We start from the raw sequence: 21,243 nt of genomic DNA, 5'->3' as shown, positions 1-21,243 counted from the left end.
CACGTAACCTGTGGGAGCGGGCAAGCCCGCGAAGAGGCCGGCGCAGGCTTACCTCTACTTGCGGGCCTCCAGAATCAGGTTGAACGGCGTCTGCGTCGCCCGGCGGAACCTGCTGAACCCCGCCTCCTCGAAGACGGCCCGCAAGCGCGCTTCTCCGGCCTGTGCGCCCAGCCCGAGGCCCACCTCCTGCGACAGCGAATTCGGCGTGCAGATGAAGGTAGACGCGGCATAGAACAACCGTCCGACCGGTGTCAGGTTACCCTCCAGCGAGTCCTCGGCATAAGGCTCTACCAGCATGACCGTGCCATCCGCCTTCAAAGCACGGTAGGCATGCCGGGCTGCCCCGACCGGGTCACCCATGTCGTGCAGGCAATCGAAGAAACACACCAGGTCATGGTCATGCCCCGGATAGTCCTTGGCGCTGGCCTGCTGGAAGCTCACCCGCGCCTCCAGCCCCGCTTCACGTGCACGCTCGTTGGCGGTTGCGATCGAAGGCTCATGATAGTCGTACCCCACGAAGGTCGACGCCGGAAACGCCTGCGCCATCACCAGCGTCGAGGCACCATGACCGCACCCCACGTCCGCCACCTTGGCGCCCGCCTGCAGCTTGGCCACCACACCCTCCAGCGCCGGCAGCCAATCCGCCACCAGAAAGGTGCGATACCCCGGCCGGAAAAACCGCTCGGTACCACTGAACATGCACGGGTGGTGATCGCCCCAGGCCAGCCCGCCATCGCCACGCATGGCGGCTACCAGCTTGTCCTTGTCATGGAACAGCGCTGCCACCACTGCCGCGCCGCCGGCCATGTAGGCCGGGGAGTCCTCCAGCGCCAGGGCCATGGCCTGTTCCTCAGGCAGCACGAAATGGCCCTTCTCATGGACCATGTAACCCGAGGCCGCCTGGGCATTCAACCATTCGCGCACCAGCCGCGGGTGGCAGCCGGTCTTTTCCGCCAGTTGCTCCGGGGTGACCGCCTGGCTGTCCGCCAAGGCCCGGTACAGCCCCAGTTCATCGCCGAGGATGACGTTGGCCAGCGTCGCCGCTGCGCCCATGTCGCTCACCAGCTTGCCCATGAAATCGTGAAGCTTTGCCTCGTCCATGACCTGCCCTCCTCTGCAAGAAGGCCATCGCCAGCGAGGGACGTCCACTCCGGGGAGGCGGTGGTCGGTTCAAGGGTGTCGGTTCGCGGTACGATTCGCTACCGCGAGCTGTCAGTAAGTTTAGATGCTCTGCCTGGGCACCGTGGAATAACGGCCTCATGGCCCACGAAACATCCTTCAGGTAACAATTCCTAAACAACGATGTGACATTTTTTTTCAGCTTTCTTATCAAGGAGCTGTCAAATGAAGGTCACGGTTTTCGGAACCGGCTACGTCGGCCTGACCCAGGCGGTGTGTCTGGCCCAGGTGGGCCATTCGGTGCTGTGCATGGATGTCGATGCCGATCGGGTTGCCAGCCTGAGTGAAGGACATTGCCCGATCTTCGAGCCCGGCCTTGCGCCGCTGCTGAAGAAGAACCTCGCCTGCGGTCGCCTGTCCTTCACCACCGACGCCGCAGCGGCCGCCAACTATGCCAGGTTGCAGTTCATTGCCGTCGGAACCCCGCCGCAAGCCGACGGCAGCGCCGACCTGAAGCATGTTTTTGCCGTGGTCGACAGCATCCTCGAACATGCCGACGGGCCCAAAGTGATCGTCAACAAGTCCACCGTGCCGGTGGGTACGGTACACCGCATCAAGGCTCGCATCGCCCAGGCCGTGGCCGATACCAGCCGCTTCCAGGTGATCAGCAACCCGGAGTTTCTCAAGGAAGGCTCTGCGGTGGATGACTGCATGCGCCCCGAACGCATCATCATCGGCGGCGCAGAGGCGCCCGAAGTGGAGTTGCTACGCGAGCTTTACCTGCCGTTCAGCCGCAACCGCGAAAAGCTTATGGTCATGGACGCGCGCAGCGCCGAGCTGACAAAGTACGCGGCCAACTGCATGCTGGCCACCAAGATTTCCTTCATCAACGAAATCGCCAACCTGGCCGAGCACCTGGGGGCCGACATCGAAATGGTGCGCCGTGGCATCGGCTCGGACCCGCGCATCGGTTATGACTTCATCTACGCCGGCTGCGGTTTTGGCGGTTCTTGCTTCCCCAAAGACCTGCAAGCTCTGCGCCACAGTGCCGAGGCAGAAGGCTTCGAGACACAGTTGCTGCGCGCAGTAGAGTCGGTCAACGAGCAGCAGAAGGGCCGGCTGTTCAGCAAGATCCAGCGCCACTACCCCGGCGGCCTGCGGGGCAAGGTGTTTGCCCTGTGGGGGTTGTCGTTCAAGCCCAATACCAATGATATCCGCGAAGCCTCCAGCCGGGTCTTGCTGGAAGCGTTGTGGGCCGCGGGTGCGCGGGTCCAGGCCCACGACCCTCAGGCCATGGAAGAAATCCGGCGCCACTACGGCCCGCGTGCCGACTTGCAACTGGTGCCCTGCAAGGACGATGCATTAAAGGGCGCAGATGCCTTGGTGATCGTCACCGAGTGGCAGGACTACCGCGTACTCAATCTGGACAAGGTGCCGCAGCAGTTGACCGACCGGGTGGTGTTCGACGGGCGCAACCTGTTCGAGCCCGAGCACATGGCCGCCGCCGGCCTGACTTATTACGGGATCGGCCGTGGCCAGGTGCAGCCAGTATGCCCGTACTGATTACCGGTGTGGCAGGTTTCATTGGCTACCACGTGGCGCGGCGCCTGTGCGAGGCCGGCATCGAAGTGGTCGGTATCGACAACCTTAATGCCTACTACAGCGTCGAGCTCAAGCGGGCGCGCCTGCAGGCGTTGTTCGGTTTTTCCAGCTTCCACTTCCATACCCTCGACATCGCCAACCCTGCCGATTTGCAACCGCTGTTCGCCAGGCAGGCGTTCAGCGAGGTGATCCACCTGGCGGCCCAGGCCGGCGTGCGCTATTCACTGGACAACCCGGGTGCCTACGGCCAGGCAAACCTGGTTGGTTTCCTCAATGTTCTAGAGGCCTGCCGAGCGCAGCCACCACGCCACTTGATCTACGCCTCCAGCAGCTCCGTGTACGGGGCCAATGCCAAGCTGCCGTTCAGCATCGACGACCCGGTCGAGCAGCCAGTGTCGCTCTATGCCGCCAGCAAGCGCGCCAATGAACTGATGGCGCACAGCTACGCGCACCTGTACCGCCTGCCGACCACCGGCCTGCGTTTTTTTACCGTCTATGGCCCCTGGGGCCGCCCCGACATGGCGCTGTTCAAGTTCACCCGCGCCATGCTCGAAGGCCGGCCGATAGCGCTTTACAACAACGGCCTGATGGGCCGCGACTTCACCTACATCGACGACATCGTCGAGAGCATCGTGCGCCTGCGCCTGAAACCGCCCCGCCCGGTCGAAGGGAAACCACCCTGCCAACTGTTCAATATCGGCCGCGGTCAGCCGGTAAGGCTGCTGCACTTTGTCGACTGCCTGGAGGACGCCTTGGGTATCAAGGCCCAGCGCGACTACCTACCGCTGCAAGCGGGGGACGTACTGGAAACCTGGGCCGACGTAAGCTCACTGACACGCTGGATCGACTTCTCCCCTGGCACGTCGCTGGAACATGGCGTCAACGCCTTCGTTGGTTGGTACCGGGGTTTCTACCGGGTTTGATCCACGCACTCACAACACGATCACAGGTAGCCTCATGAGCGATCCACTTGACCTCTCGGTACTCATCCCCGCCAAGAACGAGGTCGACAACCTGCCGTCACTGCTGATGGAGATTCGTGCTGCACTCACGGCCGAAGACTACGAAGTGTTGGTGGTCGACGACGGCAGCAGCGACGGCACCCTAAACGTACTGCAACAACTGAAAAGCCAGGGCTACAGGCAATTGCGCATCCTGCGTCACGACCGTTCGCTGGGCCAGAGCACCTCGCTGTGGCATGCCGCCCAGGTGGCCCGTGGCCACTGGCTGGCGACCCTGGATGGCGACGGCCAGAACGACCCGGCAGACATCCCCGGCATGCTAGCCCTGGTGCGCGCCAGCCAGAACCTGGCCGGCGGCGTCAAGTTGGTGGCAGGGCACCGGGTCAACCGGCGTGACAGCGCCAGCAAGCGCTGGGCCTCGCGCTTTGCCAACGGCCTACGCAGCCGCCTGCTCAAGGATGCCACGCCCGACACCGGCTGCGGGCTGAAGCTGATCGAGCGGGCAGCCTTCCTGCACCTGCCCTACTTCGACCACATGCACCGCTACATTCCGGCACTGATCCTGCGCCACAACGGCCGCATGCTGGTGCACCCGGTCAACCACCGGCCACGCCACGCCGGTGTCTCCAAGTACGGCAACCTGGACCGCGCCCTGGTCGGCATCCTCGACTTGTTCGGGGTGTGGTGGCTAATCCGCCGCACCCGCCTGCACAGCCGCCCGCAGGAGCTTGAAGGATGACCCGCGAAACCCTCTGGCTGATCATCGGCTTCGCGGGTCAGGCCGTTTTCACCGGGCGCTTCGTGCTGCAGTGGCTGTACAGCGAACTCAAACGCCGTAGCGTGATCCCGGTGGGCTTCTGGTACCTGAGCATGCTCGGCAGCGCGCTACTGCTGACTTACGCCATCTACCGCCAGGACCCGGTCTTCATTATCGGCCAAAGCTTCGGCTTTCTGGTCTACCTGCGCAACCTGCAACTGATTGCCCGTCACCAGCACCTGAAGGAATAGCCCTTTGCCTAAGTTCAAGACAATCGGGGCCGAACGCCTGGCCCTGATCGCCCTCGCCGTGTTGCTGGTGGGCGCGGGAATCGGCTGGCGTCAGCCGATGAATGTCGATGAAGAACGCTTCCTCGGCGTGGCCCTGGAAATGCTGCAGAGTGGCGACTGGTTCATTCCGCACCGGGCAGCGGAGATCTATGGCGACAAGCCACCGCTGTTCATGTGGACCGTGGCGCTGTTCAGCTACCTGACCGGCGCACCCAAAGTTGCTCTCTACCTGCCAGGGCTGCTGTCGGCGGCGACCATAACCTGGGTACTGCATGACCTCGGGCGGCGCCTGTGGAACCGGCGCACCGGCGTGATCGCTGCCTTGTTGTTCCTGGCCACCTACCAGAGCTACAGCATCCTGCGCACCGGGCAGATCGACAGTTTCCTGTGCCTTTGGGTTGCGCTGGGCCTCTACGGCATGCTGCGCCACCTGCTACTGGGGCCCGCCTGGGGCTGGTTCTACCTGGCTTGCGCATCCATGGGCCTGGGCATTATCAGCAAGGGAGTGGGTTTTGTTCCGGCGCTGATATTGCTGCCTTATGCCTGGGCGGTGCGCCATCGCTGGCGCGGCGTAGTCGCCATGCCCGGCCAGGGATGGCGCTGGAGCCTGGGGCTGCTGTGGTTACTCGCCGGTTGCGCCGTGTGGCTGCTGCCATTGTTGGTGTCGATCGCCCATGGCGGCGGCGCCGCAGAGCTGGCCTACCTGAAGGAAATCCTGCTGCGTCAGACCGCCAGCCGCTACGCCAATGCCTGGGACCATCGCGAGCCGTTCTGGTACTTCTTCGTCAAGGTCATCCCCAAGTACTGGCTACCTCTGATCCTGGCCCTGCCCTGGCTGATACCGGCCTGGCGCCGGCAACTGCAAAAGCGCGATGGCCGCTTCCTGCTACTGCTTGGCTGGGTGGCATTGGTGCTGCTGTTCTTCAGCCTCAGTACCGGCAAGCGCAAGCTGTACATTTTCCCGGCGCTGCCTGGCTTGATTCTGGCGATGGCGCCGCTCGTGCCGTGGCTGCTCAAGCGCTGGTGGCAGCGCCGGCCGGGCTGGCGCAAGGCGTTTACCACAGTAGCCTTGGTATGGTTCGCCCTGTGGTTCGCGCGTGGTTTCGTCGAGCCCGCCAAGGAGGGCCGCAACCCGCATGAGACGCTGATGAGCGACGCCGCACAGGCCACTGCCGGTGCCGAACTGGTGCTGGTCAACTGGCGCGAGGGGCATTGGCTGTTTGCCCGGCAACCCATCGTGCACTTCGGTTTCACCGGCCAATCCAAAGTGGATGCAGCGGTCTACTGGCTGCGCCAGCACCCCACCGCCTTCGCCTTGGTTCCTGCCAACCAACTGGGCCAGTGCTTTAGCGCCGACAAGGCCCGCAAGCTGGGTGAGACCTCGCGGGCCGAATGGTATGTAGTCGGTGCAGATGCCGACAACGGCCAGTGTCAGGCCAGTGCCCCCAACAACGTCTACCACTTCGCCTGGGCCGACACGGGGCACAGCCCGCCGGCGGTTGAGGAACGGACCGGGCATTGACCAGCCGGCCCCTGCCGAGTGGGTGTTCTGGCGAATGACGACTCAAGGTCGAACTCGCGCTCCCCCGCCCATGACGCTTGCAATCCATCAAATCTCAAAATACTGTATGAATATTCAGTATAGCGAGACACCGCCATGCAACTCATCGCCAAACTCGGCATCCTGGCAGACGCCGCCAAGTACGACGCTTCCTGCGCCAGCAGCGGCGCGCCCAAGCGTAACTCGCGTGGTGCTGACGGCCTGGGTGCTACCAATGGCATGGGTATCTGTCATAGCTACACACCTGACGGTCGCTGCGTATCTCTGCTCAAGGTACTGCTGACCAACTTCTGCCTGTATGACTGCCAGTACTGCGTCAACCGCCGCTCCAGCAACGTGCCACGCGCGCGCTTCAGCCCCGAGGAAGTGGTACGCCTGACCCTGGACTTCTACCGGCGCAACTGCATCAGCGGCCTGTTCCTCAGCTCCGGCATCATCCGCTCAGCGGACTACACCATGGAGCAGCTGATCCGTGTGGCCCGGCTGTTGCGCGAAGAGCACAGCTTCCGCGGCTACATCCACCTCAAGGCCATCCCCGATGCCGACCCGCTGCTGATCGAAGAGGCCGGGCGCCTGGCCGATCGCCTCAGCGTCAACATCGAACTGCCCACCGAGGCCAGCCTCAAGCGCCTGGCGCCGGAAAAGCAAGGGCGCACCATTCGCCAGGCCATGGGCGTGATTCATCAGGGCCAGCAGGCCGTGGCCAACGAGCCCAGGGCGCCGCGCTTTACCCCGGCCGGTCAAAGCACTCAGGTCATCGTCGGCGCCGACAGCACCGACGACAGCACCTTGCTGCGCAATGCCGAATCGCTGTACCAAGGCTACGGCCTCAAGCGCGTGTACTATTCCGCCTTCAGCCCGATCCCCGACAGCCCCGGCAGCGTGCCCCTCGCCGCACCACCGCTGCTGCGCGAACACCGCCTGTATCAAGCCGACTTCCTGCTGCGTGGCTATGGCTACAAGGCTGGCGAGCTGCTGGGCCACAGCGGTAACCTGGCACTGGACATCGACCCCAAACTGGCTTGGGCACTGGCCAACCGCGACGTGTTCCCACTGGACGTGAACCGCGCCGAACCGGCGTTACTGGCGCGTATCCCCGGCATCGGCCTGCGCAGCGTACAGCGCCTGGTCGCCCTGCGGCGGGAGCGGCGCATCCGTTATGACGACCTGATCCAGCTGCGCTGCGTGCTGGACAAGGCACGTCCATTCATCGTCACCAGCGACTACCGCCCCGCCCAGGCCGAACTGCGCAGCGGCTTGCTGCGAGCGCGCTTGAGTGAGCCGCCAGCGCCCGTGCAGATGGGGTTATGGGGGTGATCGCGCTCGACTGCGACGACCTGTTCGCCACCTGGCGCGATCAGGCCCGGGGCTTGTTGGGGCATGGCATCGACCCATCGGAAGTCACCTGGTCGCAAGGCCCGATGGCGGACCTGCTGGCCGTGCCGGCAGCGCCGCCTGAAGGGCCTGGCCCTTTCCGGGCCAAAGTCCCGGCCGCACTGCTGAGCCAGTTGGAGCAGGCCTCTCGCTACCGTGGCGAACAGCGCTGGAACCTGCTGTATGAAGTGCTGTGGCGCGTCGCCCATGGCGACCGCACGGCAATGTTGGCGGGTGACCGGCTGGGCAGTGAGCTGCAACGGCGCATCAAGCAGGTAACCCGCGAGGCGCATCACTTGCACGCGTTTGTACGCTTCGTGCCGCTGCCTGAGGAACTGGCTGAGCACTTGCAGCTCGACTTGGTGGCCTATCACGAGCCTGCACACGACATTCTGCAAAGTGCCAGCGCGCACTTCGCCGACCGCCTGGGGCGTTTGCGCTGGTTGATTGCCACGCCACAGGATGGCATTCGCTTCGACGGCCAGGCGTTCGACTACCAGCGCCATTGCCCCGAGCCCTGGCGCCAGTGGGCCCGCAACGCCGAAGACCCCGGCGCCGAACTCTGGCGCACCTATTACCGCCACACCTTCAACCCGGCCCGCCTCAACCCGGACGCCTTGCGCCTGCACATGCCAGGGCGGTTCTGGCGGCATTTGCCGGAAGGCATGCTGATACCGCAGCTTGAAGGCCTGGCGCGCCAAGGCAAACAGCGGGACGGCCAAGCCCTTGAGGTAGCCTCGCAAACCGGCAAGACCATCAGCAAGCCTGCGCGCTCGGTGTAGCCGCGGAGCCTGTTGCGGCCCCGTCGAGACACAAGGCCGCAGCTACAGCGAAAACATCATGCTCAACTGAAGAGCCTGGCCAGGCAGGCCAGCTTCTTTTTGTACGAACGCCGCGCCTCCAGTGCCTGCTCCAGGCTCACCGGCAGGAACCGCGCCTGCTGGTTGGGCTGCATCTGCCCGATCAGGTCGAGGTCGGCACTGATCACCGTGCCGATCATGGCGTAGCCGCCCCCCGACACTGCATCGCGATGCAGGATGATCGGTTCCAACCCTGCCGGCACCTGGATCGATCCGATCGGGTAGCAGCTGTCGACGATATTGGACGGGTCCGACCCCGCACCGAACGGCTGCTCGCGCGGTTGGAAACTCAAGGCGCTGCCGCCTTTGTAGCGATAGCCGATACGGTCCGCTTCGGAGCCAACCGTCCAGGCGTCGGTGAAGAAACGTTGCGCTGCAGCTTCGGTCAGGCGGTGGAAGTACAGCCCAGGCACCACCCGCAACACCACCTCGCCCCCCAGGGCCTGACGCAGGGCCATGGGCAAGCTTGCACCGGCACGGGTCTTGCCGCTGGGCACGCCCACCGGCAGCAGGTCGCCCGCCATCAGTTTGCGCCCATGAAAGCCACCCAACGCGCCCAGCACGTAGGTGGACCGGCTACCCAGTACCTCGGGCACATCGATGCCTCCGGCCACTGCCAGGTAGGCCCGGGCGCCCGCTGTTGGAAACCCGAAACGCAACACTTGCCCCGCCCGCACGGCAAACGCAGTGTCCGGGCGCTGCTCGCGGCCATCGAGCAACGCTGGCATCTGCGCACCGCACACAGCGACCAGTGCGTCCTGCTGGAACTCCAGCTCCGGCCCCACCAGCGCACACTCCAGGCCCGCAGCGCCGGCCGGGTTGCCCACCAGGTGATTGGCTGCGCTCAAGGCGTACTGGTCGAGTGCGCCGGACGGAGGGATACCCAGGTGGTAGTAACCTTCGCGGCCCAGGTCCTGTACAGAAGTGGCCAGCCCCGGTTTGAGTACCTTGATCATGCCAGCACCTCCTGCAACGATTTGGGGTAGCCGACCGGGTCGGCGAGAAAGGCGTCCAGGAAAAACTCCACGGGACGAATGCGCAGGTCAAAACGGCCCTCCTCCACATCCGCCACCGCCTGGTCATAGGCACGGCGGTCGATGGGTTTGAACTGCACGATGTCACCCGGGCGGAAGAACACCATGTGCTCCTTGAGGTAGTTCAAGGTCTGTTGCGGGTCGTAGATCGGTGCCGGGGTGACGCCGAACATCTGGTAGCCGCCAGCCCCGCGCACCGAGTAGATGCAACCAAAGCAGCCGCCATGGCCCAGGGTGAGCTTGGGCGTGTCGGTACGGGGGCGCAGGTATTTGGGCACCTGCAGCTGCCGCTCGCGCTCGACCATCTGGAACATGAACGGCAGGCCGGCGACAAAGCCCACCATCGACACGAACCATGGCGCGCCACTGTGGGCGGCGATGAATGCCTCGACATCGGCCAGGCCGTTGATGCGCGCGGCGTACTCCAGGTCTGTGCTGGTCGGGTCCTGGTGGCGATCCCGAAAGCGCATCAGGGTTTCATGGGTCCAGGGGTCGTTGTACAGCACCGGGATCTCGATGATCCGCGTCTGCAACGAACGCTCGGCCACCGCCTGCGCCTCGGCGCCGCGCACGGCTTCAAGCAGTGCCTCGGGGGCGATACGGTCCGGGTCGAAGCGGATCTGGAAAGACGCGTTGGCCAGGCATACATCAAGCACGCCATCCAGGGCCAGCCGCTCCACCGCCCGGGTGACGGCCATACCCTTGAAAAAGGCCTCCAGCGACATGCTTTCGCTGACTTCGGCAAACAGGTGCTCGTCGGCGCCGAAGCTATAACGAATCGGGGTTGTAGCAAGCGGTTCGGCCATGACAGTTCCTTTTCTTGGAATCTTTATAGAAAGGCAGGCGAAAACAAAATGCACGGGCTCCGGCTTGTGTGTTTGCCGGATACCTGACGGGTTCAGCGCGGTGCACGCACCACGATGCCAGCCGTATCCAGGGCCTTGCGCGTGGCCTCGACCAGGTCCAGCGCGCCCGGGGTGTCACTGTGCAGGCAGATGGAGTCGAATTCGATGGCCAGGTCCTGGCCTTCGACCGTGCGCACCACGCCTTGGCGGCAAGCGCGCAGCACCCGCTCAGCGACCGCCTGGGGCTCGTAGCCCCGCACATTACGGGTAAACACGATCGACCCGCTCAGGTCGTACTCGCGGTCGGCGTAGAACTCACGAACTACCGGCTGGCCCAGTGCCTGGGCAATGCGACAGATCACCGAACCTGGCATGCAGAACAGCAGCAGTTCCGGCTCGATCACCCGCAGGTTTTCCACCAGCAAATGTGCGGCTTCTTCGTCACGCGCCAGGTGCATGTACAACGCCCCGTGCGGTTTGATGTGCTGCAGACGCACGCCCTGGGCACGGGCTATTTCGCGCAGCGCGCCCAGTTGGTAGAGCATGTCGTCGACCAGCTCCTGCGCCGGTGCATTGATGTGCCGGCGGCCAAAGCCGACCAGGTCACGGAACCCCGGGTGTGCACCCACCGCAACGCCCAGCGCCTTGGCGCGCTCGACGGTGCGGCGCATGGTGCCGGGGTCACCGGCATGGAAACCAGTGGCGATGTTGGCGCTGCTGATGTACCCCATCAGCTCATTGTCGACGCCATCGCCAATGGTCCACGGGCCAAAGCCCTCGCCCATGTCCGAGTTGAAGTCTACTGCTTGCATGACGGCATCTCCTGGCACTTGTGACTGCATGCAAGCCACGTTAGATTCTCCGCACCCCCTTGGGAAGATCTATAAACAGATGGGGTGTCTTCTGAAAATAAGATACTCCGGGAGCCTACCGTGTCACTCACCCTGCGCCAGGTCCGCTACTTCGTTGCCACCGCTGAAATCGGCCAGATCTCCCAAGCGGCGATCCACCTGAACATCTCCCAGTCGGCAGTGACCACGGCCATCAAGGAGCTGGAAGCGATGCTCGGTGTGCTGTTGTTCCAGCGCTCGGCCCAAGGCATGAGCCTGACCGAGGCCGGCCGGCACTTTTTGAACCGTGCCTACGTCATCCTGCGCAGTGTCGACGATGCGTTGAACAGCCCGCTTCCGGACGTGCGCGCCAGTGGCCTGTTGCGCCTGGCGGCAAGTTACACGGTGATCGGCTACTTCCTGCCGCACCACCTGCAACGCCTGGAGCACTGGCATCCGGGGGTGACCCTGGAGCTGTACGAGCAGGAGCGCAGCGCCATCGAACAAGGGCTGCTGGAGGGGCGTTTCGACATGGCGGTGGTGCTCACCGCCAACCTCACCCACCCCGACATCGTCTCAGAAACCCTGTTCAACTCCGAGCGCCGGCTGTGGTTGCCCGCACACCACCCGCTGTGCGAACGCTCGGCGGTGAGCCTGGCCGATGTGGCCTGTGAGCCGTTCATCCTGTTGACCGTGGATGAGGCCGAGCAAAGTGCCATGCGTTACTGGGAGCAGGCCGGGCAGCGCCCGGGCGTAAGGGTGCGTACCAGCTCGGTGGAGGCCGTGCGCAGCATGGTGGCCAATGGCAGTGGCGTGGCAATCCTGTCGGACCTGGTGCACCGGCCGTGGTCGCTGGAGGGCAAGCGCATCGAGACGGTGACCATCAGCGACCCGGTGACGCCAATGAGCGTAGGGTTGGCCTGGCACCGGGAACGGGCATTCAGCCCGGCGATGCAGGCGGTGCGCAATTACTTCCATGATGCGTTTCTGGCGCCGCAGCAGTTGTCGGCCCGGCGCTGAGCCTGCCTTTGCAGGCCCGGCCTCTTCGCGGGCGCGCCCGCTCCCACAGGTGCAGCGCAAATCTTCAGCGGTATGGGAGCCTGTGAGAGCGGGCAAGCCCGCGAAGGAACCAACCCCCCATCTCGATCCGAACGTTCAGGCCGCAATGCCGTCATAATCTGAGCCGGTGCCGACACGCAAAGAGGACGCGAAATGACCCAGCCTGACCCGTCATACGTCAAATGGCTCGAAGACCGCGCCATGCTCAAGGCCTCCCAGGACCGCGCCAGCCTGTACTCAGGCCAGTCGCGCCTGTGGCAACAACCCTACGCCGAGGCCCAGCCCCGCCGCGCCACGGAAATCGCCTCGGTGTGGCTCACCGTCTACCCCGACGCCATCATCGCCCCTGAGGGCTGCTCGGTGCTCGGTGCCCTGGCCCACGAAGCATTGTGGAAGCGCCTGTCAGAAATCGGCGTGCAGGGCCTGCACACCGGCCCGATCAAGCTGTCCGGCGGCATTCGCGGCCGCGAGCTTACCCCCAGCGTGGACGGCAACTTCGACCGCATCAGCTTCGACATCGACCCGCTGTACGGCAGCGAGCAGGAGCTGATCCAGATGAGCCGCATGGCCGCAGCGCACAATGCCGTGACCATCGACGACCTGATCCCCTCGCACACCGGCAAGGGCGCCGACTTCCGCCTGGCCGAGATCGCCCATGGCCCTTACCCTGGGCTGTACCACATGGTCGAGATCCGCGAAGAAGACTGGCCGCTGCTGCCCGAGGTGCCCGCCGGACGCGATGCGGTCAACCTGCTGCCCGCGCAGTGTGACGAGCTGAAGGCGCGCCATTACATCGTTGGCCAGCTGCAACGGGTGATCTTCTTCGAGCCGGGCGTGAAGGAAACCGACTGGAGCGCCACGCCACCGGTCACGGGCGTGGACGGCAAGACCCGCCGCTGGGTGTACCTGCACTACTTCAAAGAGGGCCAGCCGTCGCTGAACTGGCTGGACCCGACCTTCGCCGCCCAACAAATGATCATTGGTGATGCGTTGCACGCCCTGGACTGCCTCGGTGCCCGCGGCCTGCGCCTGGACGCCAACGGCTTTCTCGGCGTGGAAACCCGCGCCAGCGGCACCGCCTGGTCGGAAAGCCACCCGCTGTCGATCGTCGGCAACCAGTTGATCGGCGGCATGATCCGCAAGGCCGGCGGTTTCAGCTTCCAGGAGCTGAACCTGACCCTCGATGACATTGCGCAGATGTCCAGGGGCGGTGCCGACCTGTCCTACGATTTCATTACCCGGCCGGCCTACCAGCATGCGCTGCTGACCGGCGACACCGAGTTCCTGCGCCTGATGCTCAAGGAGATGCACGCCTTCGGCATCGACCCGGCCTCGCTGATCCATGCCTTGCAAAACCATGACGAACTGACCGTGGAGCTGGTGCACTTCTGGACACTGCACGCGCACGACATGTACCTGTACAAAGGCCAGACCCTGCCTGGCAGCATCCTGCGCGAACATATCCGCGAAGAGATCTACGAACGGCTGTCGGGAGAGCATGCCCCGTACAACCTGCGTTTCGTGACCAACGGCATTGCCTGCACCACCGCCAGCCTGATCGCCGCTGCACTGGGTATTCGCGACCTCGAACAGATTGGCGCAGCGGATATCGAATTGATCAAGAAGGTGCACCTGCTGCTGGTCATGTACAACGCCATGCAGCCGGGGGTAGTCGCCTTGTCCGGTTGGGATCTGGTCGGCGCCCTGCCCCTGCCCGCCGAAGCGGTTGCCGAACGCATGCTCGATGGCGATACGCGATGGATTCACCGGGGCGGCTATGACCTCGCCGGGCTCGACCCGCAGGCAGAGGCTTCAGTGCGTGGCATGCCGCGCGCCAGGGCGCTGTACGGCAGCCTCGACAGCCAGCTGGACGAGGGTGATTCATTTGCCTGCAAGGTGAAGAAACTGCTGGCTGTGCGCCAGGCTTACGGCATCGCTACCAGCCGTCAGGTGCTGGTACCTGAGGTGAGCAGCCCGGGGCTGCTGGTGATGGTGCATGAGCTGCCAGCCGGGCGTGGTATCCAGATCAGTGCGCTGAACTTCGGCCAGGACGCGATTGCCGAGGAACTGCTGTTGACGGGGTTCACACCTGGGCCGGTGGTCGACATGATCAACGAGACGGTTGAAGGCGATTTGACCGAGGACGGGCGCCTGATGGTGAACCTGGACCCGTACGAGGCACTGTGCCTGCGGATCGTCAACAGCAGCGGGCATGTTTGAATCTGGTGTGGCCCTGCCGTCGGCAAACAGGTTTCGCCCACAAGCACGCCGCCTGCCCAACGCTGGCGCCGGACCCGCAAGCCGGCTTGCCAACCAAGAAGCCGGTCTTGCATTTACTGCGCTACGGGCATAGCGTTCGGAAGTTTTCTTTTCCGTGCCCAGGAGCAACACCATGTACACCGGCATCGTCCAGGCCGTCCGCCCTCTGCTTGATGTGACCACCTATCCGGGCCACAACCAGTTCACCATCGACCTCACCCCGGAATTGCTCGACGAGCTGAAAATCGGTGCCAGCGTCAGTGTCGAAGGTACCTGCCTGTCCGTGACCGAAATCGACGGCAGCCAAGTCAGGTTCGACGCCATGACCGCTACCCTCGAGCGCACCAATCTGCGCAACTTCAAGCCCGGCCAGCACGTGAACATCGAACGTTCAGCGAAGATGAACGCCGAAGTCGGCGGTCACCTGATGGCCGGCCACATCGCCACCACCGCCGAAATCGTCGAGCTGTCGATCAAGGAAACCGGCGCCTTCATCAAGTTCCGCATGCCGCCGCAATGGGGCAAGTACGTGTTTCCCCGCGGTTTCATCGGGGTCAATGGCTGCAGCCTGACGGTCGCTGACGTGGAGGACAACGTGATCACCATCAATTTGATCCCGGAAACCCTGCGCCAGACCACCTTCGCCAGCTACCGTGCCGGTGAGCTGCTCAATATCGAGGTCGACCACCAGACCATGGTGCTGGTCGACGTGGTGGAGCGCACCATCAAAGGTACTCTGGCCCGCGAAAACCTGCTGCCCTGAGGCCTGCGCATGCTCCCTAACGCCCTCCCCGCGCGCACAGCCAGGCGTTTGCGCCTGCAGGTAATGCGTGGTCGCGTCGGCCTCGGCCTGGTCGCCGCCCTGTCGGTGCTGGCCGGCATGACCGATGCCATCGGCTTGCTGGCACTGGGCGATTTCGTCTCGTTCATGAGTGGCAACACCACACGCCTGGCGGTGGCCATCAGTGAAGCAGACCTGGCCCTGGTACTGCGCCTCAGTGGCGCCGTACTGGGCTTTGTCGCGGGCAATGCGCTGGGCGTGCTGCTGGCTCACGGATTGCGCCGTCGAGCCTGGCCGGTGCTGCTGGTGGTTGCCGCACTGCTGGCTTTCGCGGCAGCGTGGCCGTTACCAGCCACCTTCCCCGCGCTGTTGGCCGCCACGCTGGCCATGGGCATGATCAATGCGGTAGTCGAGCAGGTGAATGGCCTGCCCATCGGCCTGACTTACGTGACTGGCGCCCTTTCGCGTTTCGGCCGCGGCCTGGGGCGCTGGCTGCTGGGCGAGCGGCGCAATGGCTGGCGGGTGCAGTTGGTGCCTTGGGCAGGCATGCTGCTGGGCGCCGCACTCGGCGCCTGGTTGCAACAACACCTGGGCCTGCAGGCGCTGGCCGGCAGCTGCGCGCTGGCCTGCGTGCTGGCGCTGGTATCGCGGTTCATCCCGCGTTCCTGGCAGCGTGGCTACATGCCGCGCTGATCATTCGATACGCGGGTGCTGCAGGGCCAGTTTCTCGCGTTTGGCTTCCAGCTCGGCGATCTGCGCATCGATGTCCTCGATTTTCTGCTCGATGTTGTCGTGGTGCTCCTGCAGCAGTTCACGCGCCTCTTCGATGTCCGATGCCGCGGGTGCCGCGCCGCGCAGGGGCTTGTTGGCAGTTTCCTTCATGGTCAGGCCGGTGACCAGCCCGACAGCGGCGATCACCATCAGGTAATAGGCCGGCATGTACAGGTCGCCTGTGCTCTCCACCAGCCACGCAGCGAGGGTCGGGGTAAGGCCGGCGATCAGCACCGAGATGTTGAAGGCGCTGGCCAGGGCACTGTAGCGGATGTGCGTGGGGAACATGGCCGGCAGCGTCGAGGCCATCACGCCGATGAAGAAATTCAGCAGCACGGCAATGATCAGCAGGCCGGCGAAAATAAGCCCGAGCACACCACTGTTGATCAGCATGAACGCCGGAATGGCCAAGGCCAACAGGCCGACACTGCCGACGATGATGAACGGCCGTCGGCCGAACTTGTCGCTGAGCAGGCCGATCATCGGCTGCACGAACAGCATGCCGACCATGATCGCGATGATGATCAGCACGCCATGGTCTTCGCTGTAGTGCAGGTTGTGCGACAGGTAGCTTGGCATGTAGGTAAGCAGCATGTAGTAGGTGACGTTGGTGGCAATCACCACGCCGATGCAGGTCACCAGGCTGCGCCAGTGCTGGGTGGCCACTTCCTTGAACGACACCTTGGGCCCGGAGGCCAGGCCTTCACGATCGCCCTGCTCCAGCTTGTCGACGTGCTGCTGGAACGCAGGTGTTTCTTCCAGTGCATGGCGCAGGTAGAGGCCGATGATGCCCAATGGCAGGGCTAGGAAGAACGGCAGGCGCCAGCCCCATTCGAGGAACTGTTCTTCACCCAGCACCGTGGAAATGAGCACCACCACCCCTGCGCCCAGCACAAAGCCGGCAATCGAACCGAAATCCAGCCAGCTGCCGAGAAAACCGCGCTTGCGGTCAGGTGCGTACTCGGCAACGAAGATTGAGGCGCCGGTGTATTCACCGCCCACCGAAAAGCCTTGGGCCATCTTGGCCAGCAACAACAGGATCGGCGCCCAGATACCAATGCTCGCGTAGGACGGTATCAGGCCGATGGCGAAGGTGCTGAGGGACATGATCACGATGGTCGCGGCGAGGATTTTCTGCCGCCCGAACCTGTCGCCCAAGGCACCGAAGAACAGCCCGCCAAGAGGCCGGATCAGGAACGGCACCGAGAAGGTGGCCAGGGCCGCGATCATTTGCACGCCGGGGTCGGCGTTGGGGAAGAACACCTTGCCCAAGGCATAAGCGACGAAGCCGTATACGCCAAAGTCGAACCACTCCATGGCGTTGCCCAGCGCGGCGGCTGTGATCGCCTTCTTCATCTTGGCGTCGTCGACGATGGTGATGTCCTTCAGGCCGATTGGCTGGACGCTTTTCTTGCGAGGTTTCATACCCGTATCCCTGTCGATGAATGCTCTAAGGGATCAGATACAACAGGACACTAAATAATTCAGCGCTTACTGTTTTTTTGTGCGTTTGCGGCACCACCAAACGGCGCCCAAAGAAAAGCCGCTGCAATGGCAGCGGCTTTCATGCCGAAGGCCTGGCTTCAGATACCTTCGCGCGCCAGGTCCATGGCGAAGTAGGTCAGGATCAGGTCGGCACCGGCACGCTTGATTGCGCCAATGCTTTCGCGCACCACCCGGCCTTCGTCGATGGCACCGGCCAGGCCGCCGAACTTGATCATCGCATACTCGCCGCTCACCTGGTACGCCGCCAGTGGCAGGCGCGAAGCGGCGCGGATGTCGGCGATCACATCAAGGTAGGCACCGGCCGGCTTGACCATCAGCACGTCCGCCCCTTCCTGCTCGTCGAGCAGCGACTCGCGCACCGCTTCGCGGCGGTTCATCGGGTTCATCTGGTAGCTTTTGCGGTCGCCCTTCAGGGCGGTGCCACCGGCCTCACGGAACGGGCCATACAACGACGAGGCGAACTTGGTGGAGTAGGCCATGATCGCGGTGTCGTGGAAACCGGCACCGTCCAGGGCGCTGCGGATTGCCTGCACCTGGCCGTCCATCGCCGCCGAAGGGGCAATGAAGTCGGCACCGGCAGCGGCGGCGATGACAGCCTGCTTGCCCAGGTTGGCCAGGGTGGCGTCGTTGTCCACGCCATGGTCATGCAGCACGCCGCAGTGGCCGTGGCTGGTGTATTCGCAGAAGCAGGTGTCGGACATCACCACCATTTCCGGCACGGTGTCCTTGCAGATACGCGACATGCGCGCAACCAGGCCGTTTTCGTTCCAGGTGTCGCTGCCATCGGCATCCAGGTGGTGCGATACGCCAAAGGTCATCACCGACTTGATACCGGCGCGGGCATAGCGCTCGATTTCCTGGGCCAACAGCTTCTCGGGGATACGATTGACACCGGGCATGCTGGTGATCGGCACGAAATCATCGATGCCCTCTTCGACGAAGATCGGCAGGATCAGGTCTTCAAGGCGGAACTCGGTTTCCTGGAAGATCGTGCGTAGGGACTCGTTCTGGCGCAGGCGGCGGGGACGAACGGACGGGAATTGGTTGGACATGACAGCTCCAGGGAATTTGAACGGCGTATACCTTATGCCTGTCGCGCGCCAGTGAAAAGGCTAAATGACGAGATTGTGTCTTGCGTCAATGGCAACGCCCGGGGTTTGCCTGTGTTGGCCTCTTCGCGGGTAAACCCGCGCCTGCAAATCCCGTAGGAACGGGTTTACCCGCGAAGCGGCCGGCACAGGCACTGAATTACTGCAGCCAGGGCGGCGTCACCTCCTCTGCCTTGGCCGGCCCATGCTCAGCTTCGGCGCGTGCTGCACGGCGGCGAGCGTCGTCCATCCGGGCGGCGTCGATCTCGCGCATCACCCCGGTTACGTCAGCCTCATGTTCATCATCCTCGAACACCCCGGTCAACGGGCTGTCGGGCAGCAACTCGCCGGCCTCGTACAACGCCCACATCTCCTGCGCATAGCGGGTGCTTTTCAGCTCCGGGGCAAAGCGCCCGAAATAATGGGCCATGTTGTCCACATCGCGCTGCAGCATGCTGAAGGCGTGGTTGTTGGCGGCGGCATCCACTGCCTGCGGCAGGTCGATGATCACCGGCCCGTCCGGGCCGAGCAGCACGTTGAACTCGGACAAATCGCCATGCACCATTCCGGCGCACAGCATCAACACGATCTGGCGAATGACGAAGGCATGGAACGCGCGGGCATCTTCAACTTCCAGGTGTACGTCGTTCAGGCGCGGGGCCGCATCGCCATCGGCATCGGTCACCAGTTCCATCAGTAGCACGCCGTCCTGGAAGTCGTAAGGCTTGGGCACCCGTACACCCGCACCGGCCAAACGGAACAGCGCAGCCACTTCGGCGTTCTGCCAAGCATCCTCGGCTTCTTTGCGGCCGTACTTGCTGCCCTTGGCCATGGCCCGGGCCTGACGGCTGTTGCGTACCTTGCGGCCTTCCTGGTATTCGGCGGCCTGGCGGAAGCTGCGCTTGTTGGCTTCTTTGTAGACCTTGGCGCAGCGTACCTCGCTGCCACAGCGCACCACGTACACAGCGGCTTCCTTGCCACTCATCAACGGCCGTAGTACTTCGTCGACAAGGCCGTCTTCGATCAACGGTTCGATTCTTTTAGGTGTCTTCATCAGGCTGCGTTCAGGGTCCTGGCTTTGTTGGCGGACATCCTCTCACAGCCTGATGCGACTTGCTCGTCTGTCTTCAGGCCAGACGAATCAGGCGCGCTGCCCTACGCCAGCAACCGCCGCCCCGCGCGCCCGGCGTCGGGTCACCAGCACCCCCGAGCACACCACCAACACCGCCAGCACCATCGTCGAGACCACTTCCAGGCGATGATCCGGGCGGAACAGCATCAATACCAGTACGCCGCTGATGAACAGGATCACGCCCCAGGTCAGCCACGGGAACAGCCACATGCGGTAACCGAGCGTCTTGCCCTGTGCCGTCAGGCGCTGGCGCAAGCGCAACTGGGAAATGGCGATGACCAGATACACCAGCAGGGCGATGGCGCCGGAGCTTGCCATGAGGAAGCCAAACACCTTGGCCGGCACCAGGTAGTTGGCGATCACCGCCAGGAATGCAGCCCCCGTCGACAACAACACGGCCACCACGGGTGTACCACTGCGGCTGGTTATCTGGGCACAGGCCGGGGCATCACCACGACGGCTAAGCGAATAGACCATGCGCGAGGCGGTGTACAGCGACGAGTTGAGGCAACTGGTCACCGAGGTCAGCACCACGAAGTCGATGATGGCCTTGGCATTTGGCACGCCCAGGGTGTCCAGCACCGTGACATAAGAGCCTTCGGTAGCTAGGCGTGGGTCAGTCCACGGTACCAGTGCGATGACGATGAAGATCGACAGGATGTAGAACAGCGTTATCCGCCAGATCACCGAATTGGTGGCCTTGGAAATATGCTTGCCCGCCTCGTCGGATTCAGCCGCAGCAATGGTCACCACCTCGGCCCCGAGGAACGAGAACATGGTGATCAGCATGGCGCTCAGCACCGCACCAAAGCCGTTGGGCATGAAACCACCGGTATCCCACAGGCGCGAGACGCCGCTGACGCCGGACCCAGGCAACAGGCCGAAAATGGCGCAAACACCCAGGGCGATGAAGCAGACGATGGCCACCACCTTGACCAGTGCCAACCAGAACTCGAACTCACCGTAGTTCTTCACGCTGAACAGGTTGGTGGCCGTTAGCAGCAACGTGATCACCAACGACAGCACCCAGATCTCCAGCTGCGGGACCCAGGAGTTGATGATGGTAGCGGCGATATTGGCCTCGATCGGGATGATCAGTACCCAGAACCACCAGTACAGCCAACCGATGGTGTATCCGGCCCATTTGCCGATGGCGAGGTCGGCGTAGGTTGAGAACGAGCCGGTGTCCGGAGAGGCAACGGCCATTTCGGCCAGCATGCGCATCACCAGCACCACCAGGCCGCCCGCCAGGATATAGGCCAGGATGGTGGCCGGCCCCGCTTCGGCGATGGCGCGGCCAGAGCCGACAAACAGCCCGGCGCCGATCACGCCGGCAATGGACAGCATGGTGACATGCCGTGATTTCAATCCATGACTCAAATTGTTCTTGTGGGTTTGCATGGCGCTACCTTG

19 protein-coding genes are annotated in these 21,243 nt (G+C 63.6%); 11 read left to right on the top strand and 8 right to left on the bottom strand.

Going from position 1 to position 21,243, the window contains the following annotated elements; all coding sequences use genetic code 11:
• Positions 1-54: 54 nt before the first annotated feature.
• Positions 55-1,101 carry a class I SAM-dependent methyltransferase gene (locus tag QCL51_RS11640; protein WP_021782414.1) on the bottom strand — a complete coding sequence of 349 codons (1,047 nt, stop codon included), beginning with the start codon at positions 1,099-1,101 and terminating at the stop codon, positions 55-57.
• Positions 1,102-1,344: 243 nt separating this feature from the next.
• Here QCL51_RS11640 and QCL51_RS11635 point away from each other — a divergent pair, with 243 nt between their 5' ends.
• The 7 genes from QCL51_RS11635 to QCL51_RS11605 all read left to right on the top strand — a co-directional run bounded on the left by QCL51_RS11635 (position 1,345) and on the right by QCL51_RS11605 (position 8,447).
• On the top strand, positions 1,345-2,682 hold the full coding sequence (locus tag QCL51_RS11635; RefSeq protein ID WP_021782413.1) for a UDP-glucose/GDP-mannose dehydrogenase family protein: 1,338 nt from the start codon (positions 1,345-1,347) through the stop codon (positions 2,680-2,682).
• Positions 2,670-3,644, top strand: coding sequence for an NAD-dependent epimerase/dehydratase family protein (locus QCL51_RS11630; protein WP_021782412.1), 975 nt, complete (start codon positions 2,670-2,672; stop codon positions 3,642-3,644). Before QCL51_RS11635 ends, QCL51_RS11630 begins: the two co-directional genes overlap by 13 nt.
• Before the next feature lie 34 nt (positions 3,645-3,678).
• The gene (locus QCL51_RS11625; protein ID WP_021782411.1) at positions 3,679-4,422 is read left to right on the top strand and encodes a glycosyltransferase family 2 protein; all 744 of its coding nucleotides are present in this window, start codon (positions 3,679-3,681) and stop codon (positions 4,420-4,422) included.
• Complete coding sequence (locus QCL51_RS11620; RefSeq protein WP_021782410.1) at positions 4,419-4,691, top strand: lipid-A-disaccharide synthase N-terminal domain-containing protein; 273 nt, start codon at positions 4,419-4,421, stop codon at positions 4,689-4,691. Before QCL51_RS11625 ends, QCL51_RS11620 begins: the two co-directional genes overlap by 4 nt.
• Positions 4,692-4,695: 4 nt before the next feature.
• Positions 4,696-6,252, top strand: coding sequence for a glycosyltransferase family 39 protein (locus tag QCL51_RS11615; protein WP_274118739.1), 1,557 nt, complete (start codon positions 4,696-4,698; stop codon positions 6,250-6,252).
• A gap of 135 nt (positions 6,253-6,387) precedes the next feature.
• Positions 6,388-7,608 carry a putative DNA modification/repair radical SAM protein gene (locus QCL51_RS11610; protein ID WP_021782408.1) on the top strand — a complete coding sequence of 407 codons (1,221 nt, stop codon included), beginning with the start codon at positions 6,388-6,390 and terminating at the stop codon, positions 7,606-7,608.
• Positions 7,599-8,447, top strand: coding sequence for a TIGR03915 family putative DNA repair protein (locus tag QCL51_RS11605; RefSeq protein ID WP_021782407.1), 849 nt, complete (start codon positions 7,599-7,601; stop codon positions 8,445-8,447). Before QCL51_RS11610 ends, QCL51_RS11605 begins: the two co-directional genes overlap by 10 nt.
• Positions 8,448-8,509: 62 nt before the next feature.
• Here the strand turns inward: QCL51_RS11605 and QCL51_RS11600 are convergent, their stop codons facing one another.
• The 3 genes from QCL51_RS11600 to QCL51_RS11590 all read right to left on the bottom strand — a co-directional run bounded on the left by QCL51_RS11600 (position 8,510) and on the right by QCL51_RS11590 (position 11,216).
• Entirely contained in the window at positions 8,510-9,481 is a 972-nt protein-coding gene (locus QCL51_RS11600; RefSeq protein ID WP_021782406.1) for a biotin-dependent carboxyltransferase family protein, read from the bottom strand.
• The gene (locus tag QCL51_RS11595) at positions 9,478-10,365 is read right to left on the bottom strand and encodes an allophanate hydrolase subunit 1 (protein WP_021782405.1); all 888 of its coding nucleotides are present in this window, start codon (positions 10,363-10,365) and stop codon (positions 9,478-9,480) included. Before QCL51_RS11595 ends, QCL51_RS11600 begins: the two co-directional genes overlap by 4 nt.
• Positions 10,366-10,457: 92 nt before the next feature.
• Positions 10,458-11,216 (bottom strand): 5-oxoprolinase subunit PxpA, encoded by a 759-nt coding sequence (locus QCL51_RS11590; protein WP_021782404.1) that lies wholly within the window; start codon positions 11,214-11,216, stop codon positions 10,458-10,460.
• Between the two features lie 120 nt (positions 11,217-11,336).
• On the opposite strand from QCL51_RS11590, the gene QCL51_RS11585 reads away from it, so the two are divergent.
• From QCL51_RS11585 to QCL51_RS11570, 4 genes are all read left to right on the top strand, one after another.
• Complete coding sequence (locus tag QCL51_RS11585; protein ID WP_021782403.1) at positions 11,337-12,254, top strand: LysR family transcriptional regulator; 918 nt, start codon at positions 11,337-11,339, stop codon at positions 12,252-12,254.
• Positions 12,255-12,446: 192 nt separating this feature from the next.
• Positions 12,447-14,513, top strand: a complete 2,067-nt coding sequence (gene treS, locus QCL51_RS11580; RefSeq protein ID WP_021782402.1) for a maltose alpha-D-glucosyltransferase — start codon at positions 12,447-12,449, stop codon at positions 14,511-14,513.
• A gap of 172 nt (positions 14,514-14,685) precedes the next feature.
• Entirely contained in the window at positions 14,686-15,315 is a 630-nt protein-coding gene (locus QCL51_RS11575) for a riboflavin synthase (RefSeq protein ID WP_021782401.1), read from the top strand.
• A 9-nt stretch (positions 15,316-15,324) separates the two neighbouring features.
• Positions 15,325-16,026, top strand: coding sequence for a YoaK family protein (locus QCL51_RS11570; protein WP_028697209.1), 702 nt, complete (start codon positions 15,325-15,327; stop codon positions 16,024-16,026).
• Here the strand turns inward: QCL51_RS11570 and proP are convergent, their stop codons facing one another.
• From proP to gabP, 4 genes are all read right to left on the bottom strand, one after another.
• A complete protein-coding gene (proP, locus tag QCL51_RS11565) occupies positions 16,027-17,529 on the bottom strand; it encodes a glycine betaine/L-proline transporter ProP (protein ID WP_021782399.1) in 1,503 nt (500 codons plus the stop codon).
• 158 nt (positions 17,530-17,687) lie between these two features.
• Positions 17,688-18,662 carry a porphobilinogen synthase gene (hemB, locus tag QCL51_RS11560; RefSeq protein ID WP_010953815.1) on the bottom strand — a complete coding sequence of 325 codons (975 nt, stop codon included), beginning with the start codon at positions 18,660-18,662 and terminating at the stop codon, positions 17,688-17,690.
• A gap of 196 nt (positions 18,663-18,858) precedes the next feature.
• A complete protein-coding gene (locus tag QCL51_RS11555; protein ID WP_021782398.1) occupies positions 18,859-19,752 on the bottom strand; it encodes a PA4780 family RIO1-like protein kinase in 894 nt (297 codons plus the stop codon).
• Positions 19,753-19,839: 87 nt separating this feature from the next.
• Positions 19,840-21,231: a GABA permease gene (gene gabP / locus QCL51_RS11550; protein WP_103444505.1), complete on the bottom strand. Its 1,392-nt coding sequence runs from the start codon at positions 21,229-21,231 to the stop codon at positions 19,840-19,842.
• Positions 21,232-21,243 lie beyond the last annotated feature (12 nt).

The organism is Pseudomonas sp. LTR0 (assembly GCF_036630035.1).
In the GTDB taxonomy this organism is placed as follows: domain Bacteria; phylum Pseudomonadota; class Gammaproteobacteria; order Pseudomonadales; family Pseudomonadaceae; genus Aquipseudomonas; species Aquipseudomonas putida_Y.
This window is presented reverse-complemented; position numbering and strand designations above follow the sequence as displayed.

Coding starts and splice junctions, on each gene's coding strand:
- QCL51_RS11640 (WP_021782414.1), bottom strand. CDS start 1,101: ATGGACGAGGCAAAGCTTCACGATTTCATGGGCAAGCTGGTGAGCGAC.
- QCL51_RS11635 (WP_021782413.1), top strand. CDS start 1,345: ATGAAGGTCACGGTTTTCGGAACCGGCTACGTCGGCCTGACCCAGGCG.
- QCL51_RS11630 (WP_021782412.1), top strand. CDS start 2,670: ATGCCCGTACTGATTACCGGTGTGGCAGGTTTCATTGGCTACCACGTG.
- QCL51_RS11625 (WP_021782411.1), top strand. CDS start 3,679: ATGAGCGATCCACTTGACCTCTCGGTACTCATCCCCGCCAAGAACGAG.
- QCL51_RS11620 (WP_021782410.1), top strand. CDS start 4,419: ATGACCCGCGAAACCCTCTGGCTGATCATCGGCTTCGCGGGTCAGGCC.
- QCL51_RS11610 (WP_021782408.1), top strand. CDS start 6,388: ATGCAACTCATCGCCAAACTCGGCATCCTGGCAGACGCCGCCAAGTAC.
- QCL51_RS11605 (WP_021782407.1), top strand. CDS start 7,599: ATGGGGGTGATCGCGCTCGACTGCGACGACCTGTTCGCCACCTGGCGC.
- QCL51_RS11600 (WP_021782406.1), bottom strand. CDS start 9,481: ATGATCAAGGTACTCAAACCGGGGCTGGCCACTTCTGTACAGGACCTG.
- QCL51_RS11595 (WP_021782405.1), bottom strand. CDS start 10,365: ATGGCCGAACCGCTTGCTACAACCCCGATTCGTTATAGCTTCGGCGCC.
- QCL51_RS11590 (WP_021782404.1), bottom strand. CDS start 11,216: ATGCAAGCAGTAGACTTCAACTCGGACATGGGCGAGGGCTTTGGCCCG.
- treS (WP_021782402.1), top strand. CDS start 12,447: ATGACCCAGCCTGACCCGTCATACGTCAAATGGCTCGAAGACCGCGCC.
- QCL51_RS11575 (WP_021782401.1), top strand. CDS start 14,686: ATGTACACCGGCATCGTCCAGGCCGTCCGCCCTCTGCTTGATGTGACC.
- QCL51_RS11570 (WP_028697209.1), top strand. CDS start 15,325: ATGCTCCCTAACGCCCTCCCCGCGCGCACAGCCAGGCGTTTGCGCCTG.
- proP (WP_021782399.1), bottom strand. CDS start 17,529: ATGAAACCTCGCAAGAAAAGCGTCCAGCCAATCGGCCTGAAGGACATC.
- hemB (WP_010953815.1), bottom strand. CDS start 18,662: ATGTCCAACCAATTCCCGTCCGTTCGTCCCCGCCGCCTGCGCCAGAAC.
- QCL51_RS11555 (WP_021782398.1), bottom strand. CDS start 19,752: ATGAAGACACCTAAAAGAATCGAACCGTTGATCGAAGACGGCCTTGTC.
- gabP (WP_103444505.1), bottom strand. CDS start 21,231: ATGCAAACCCACAAGAACAATTTGAGTCATGGATTGAAATCACGGCAT.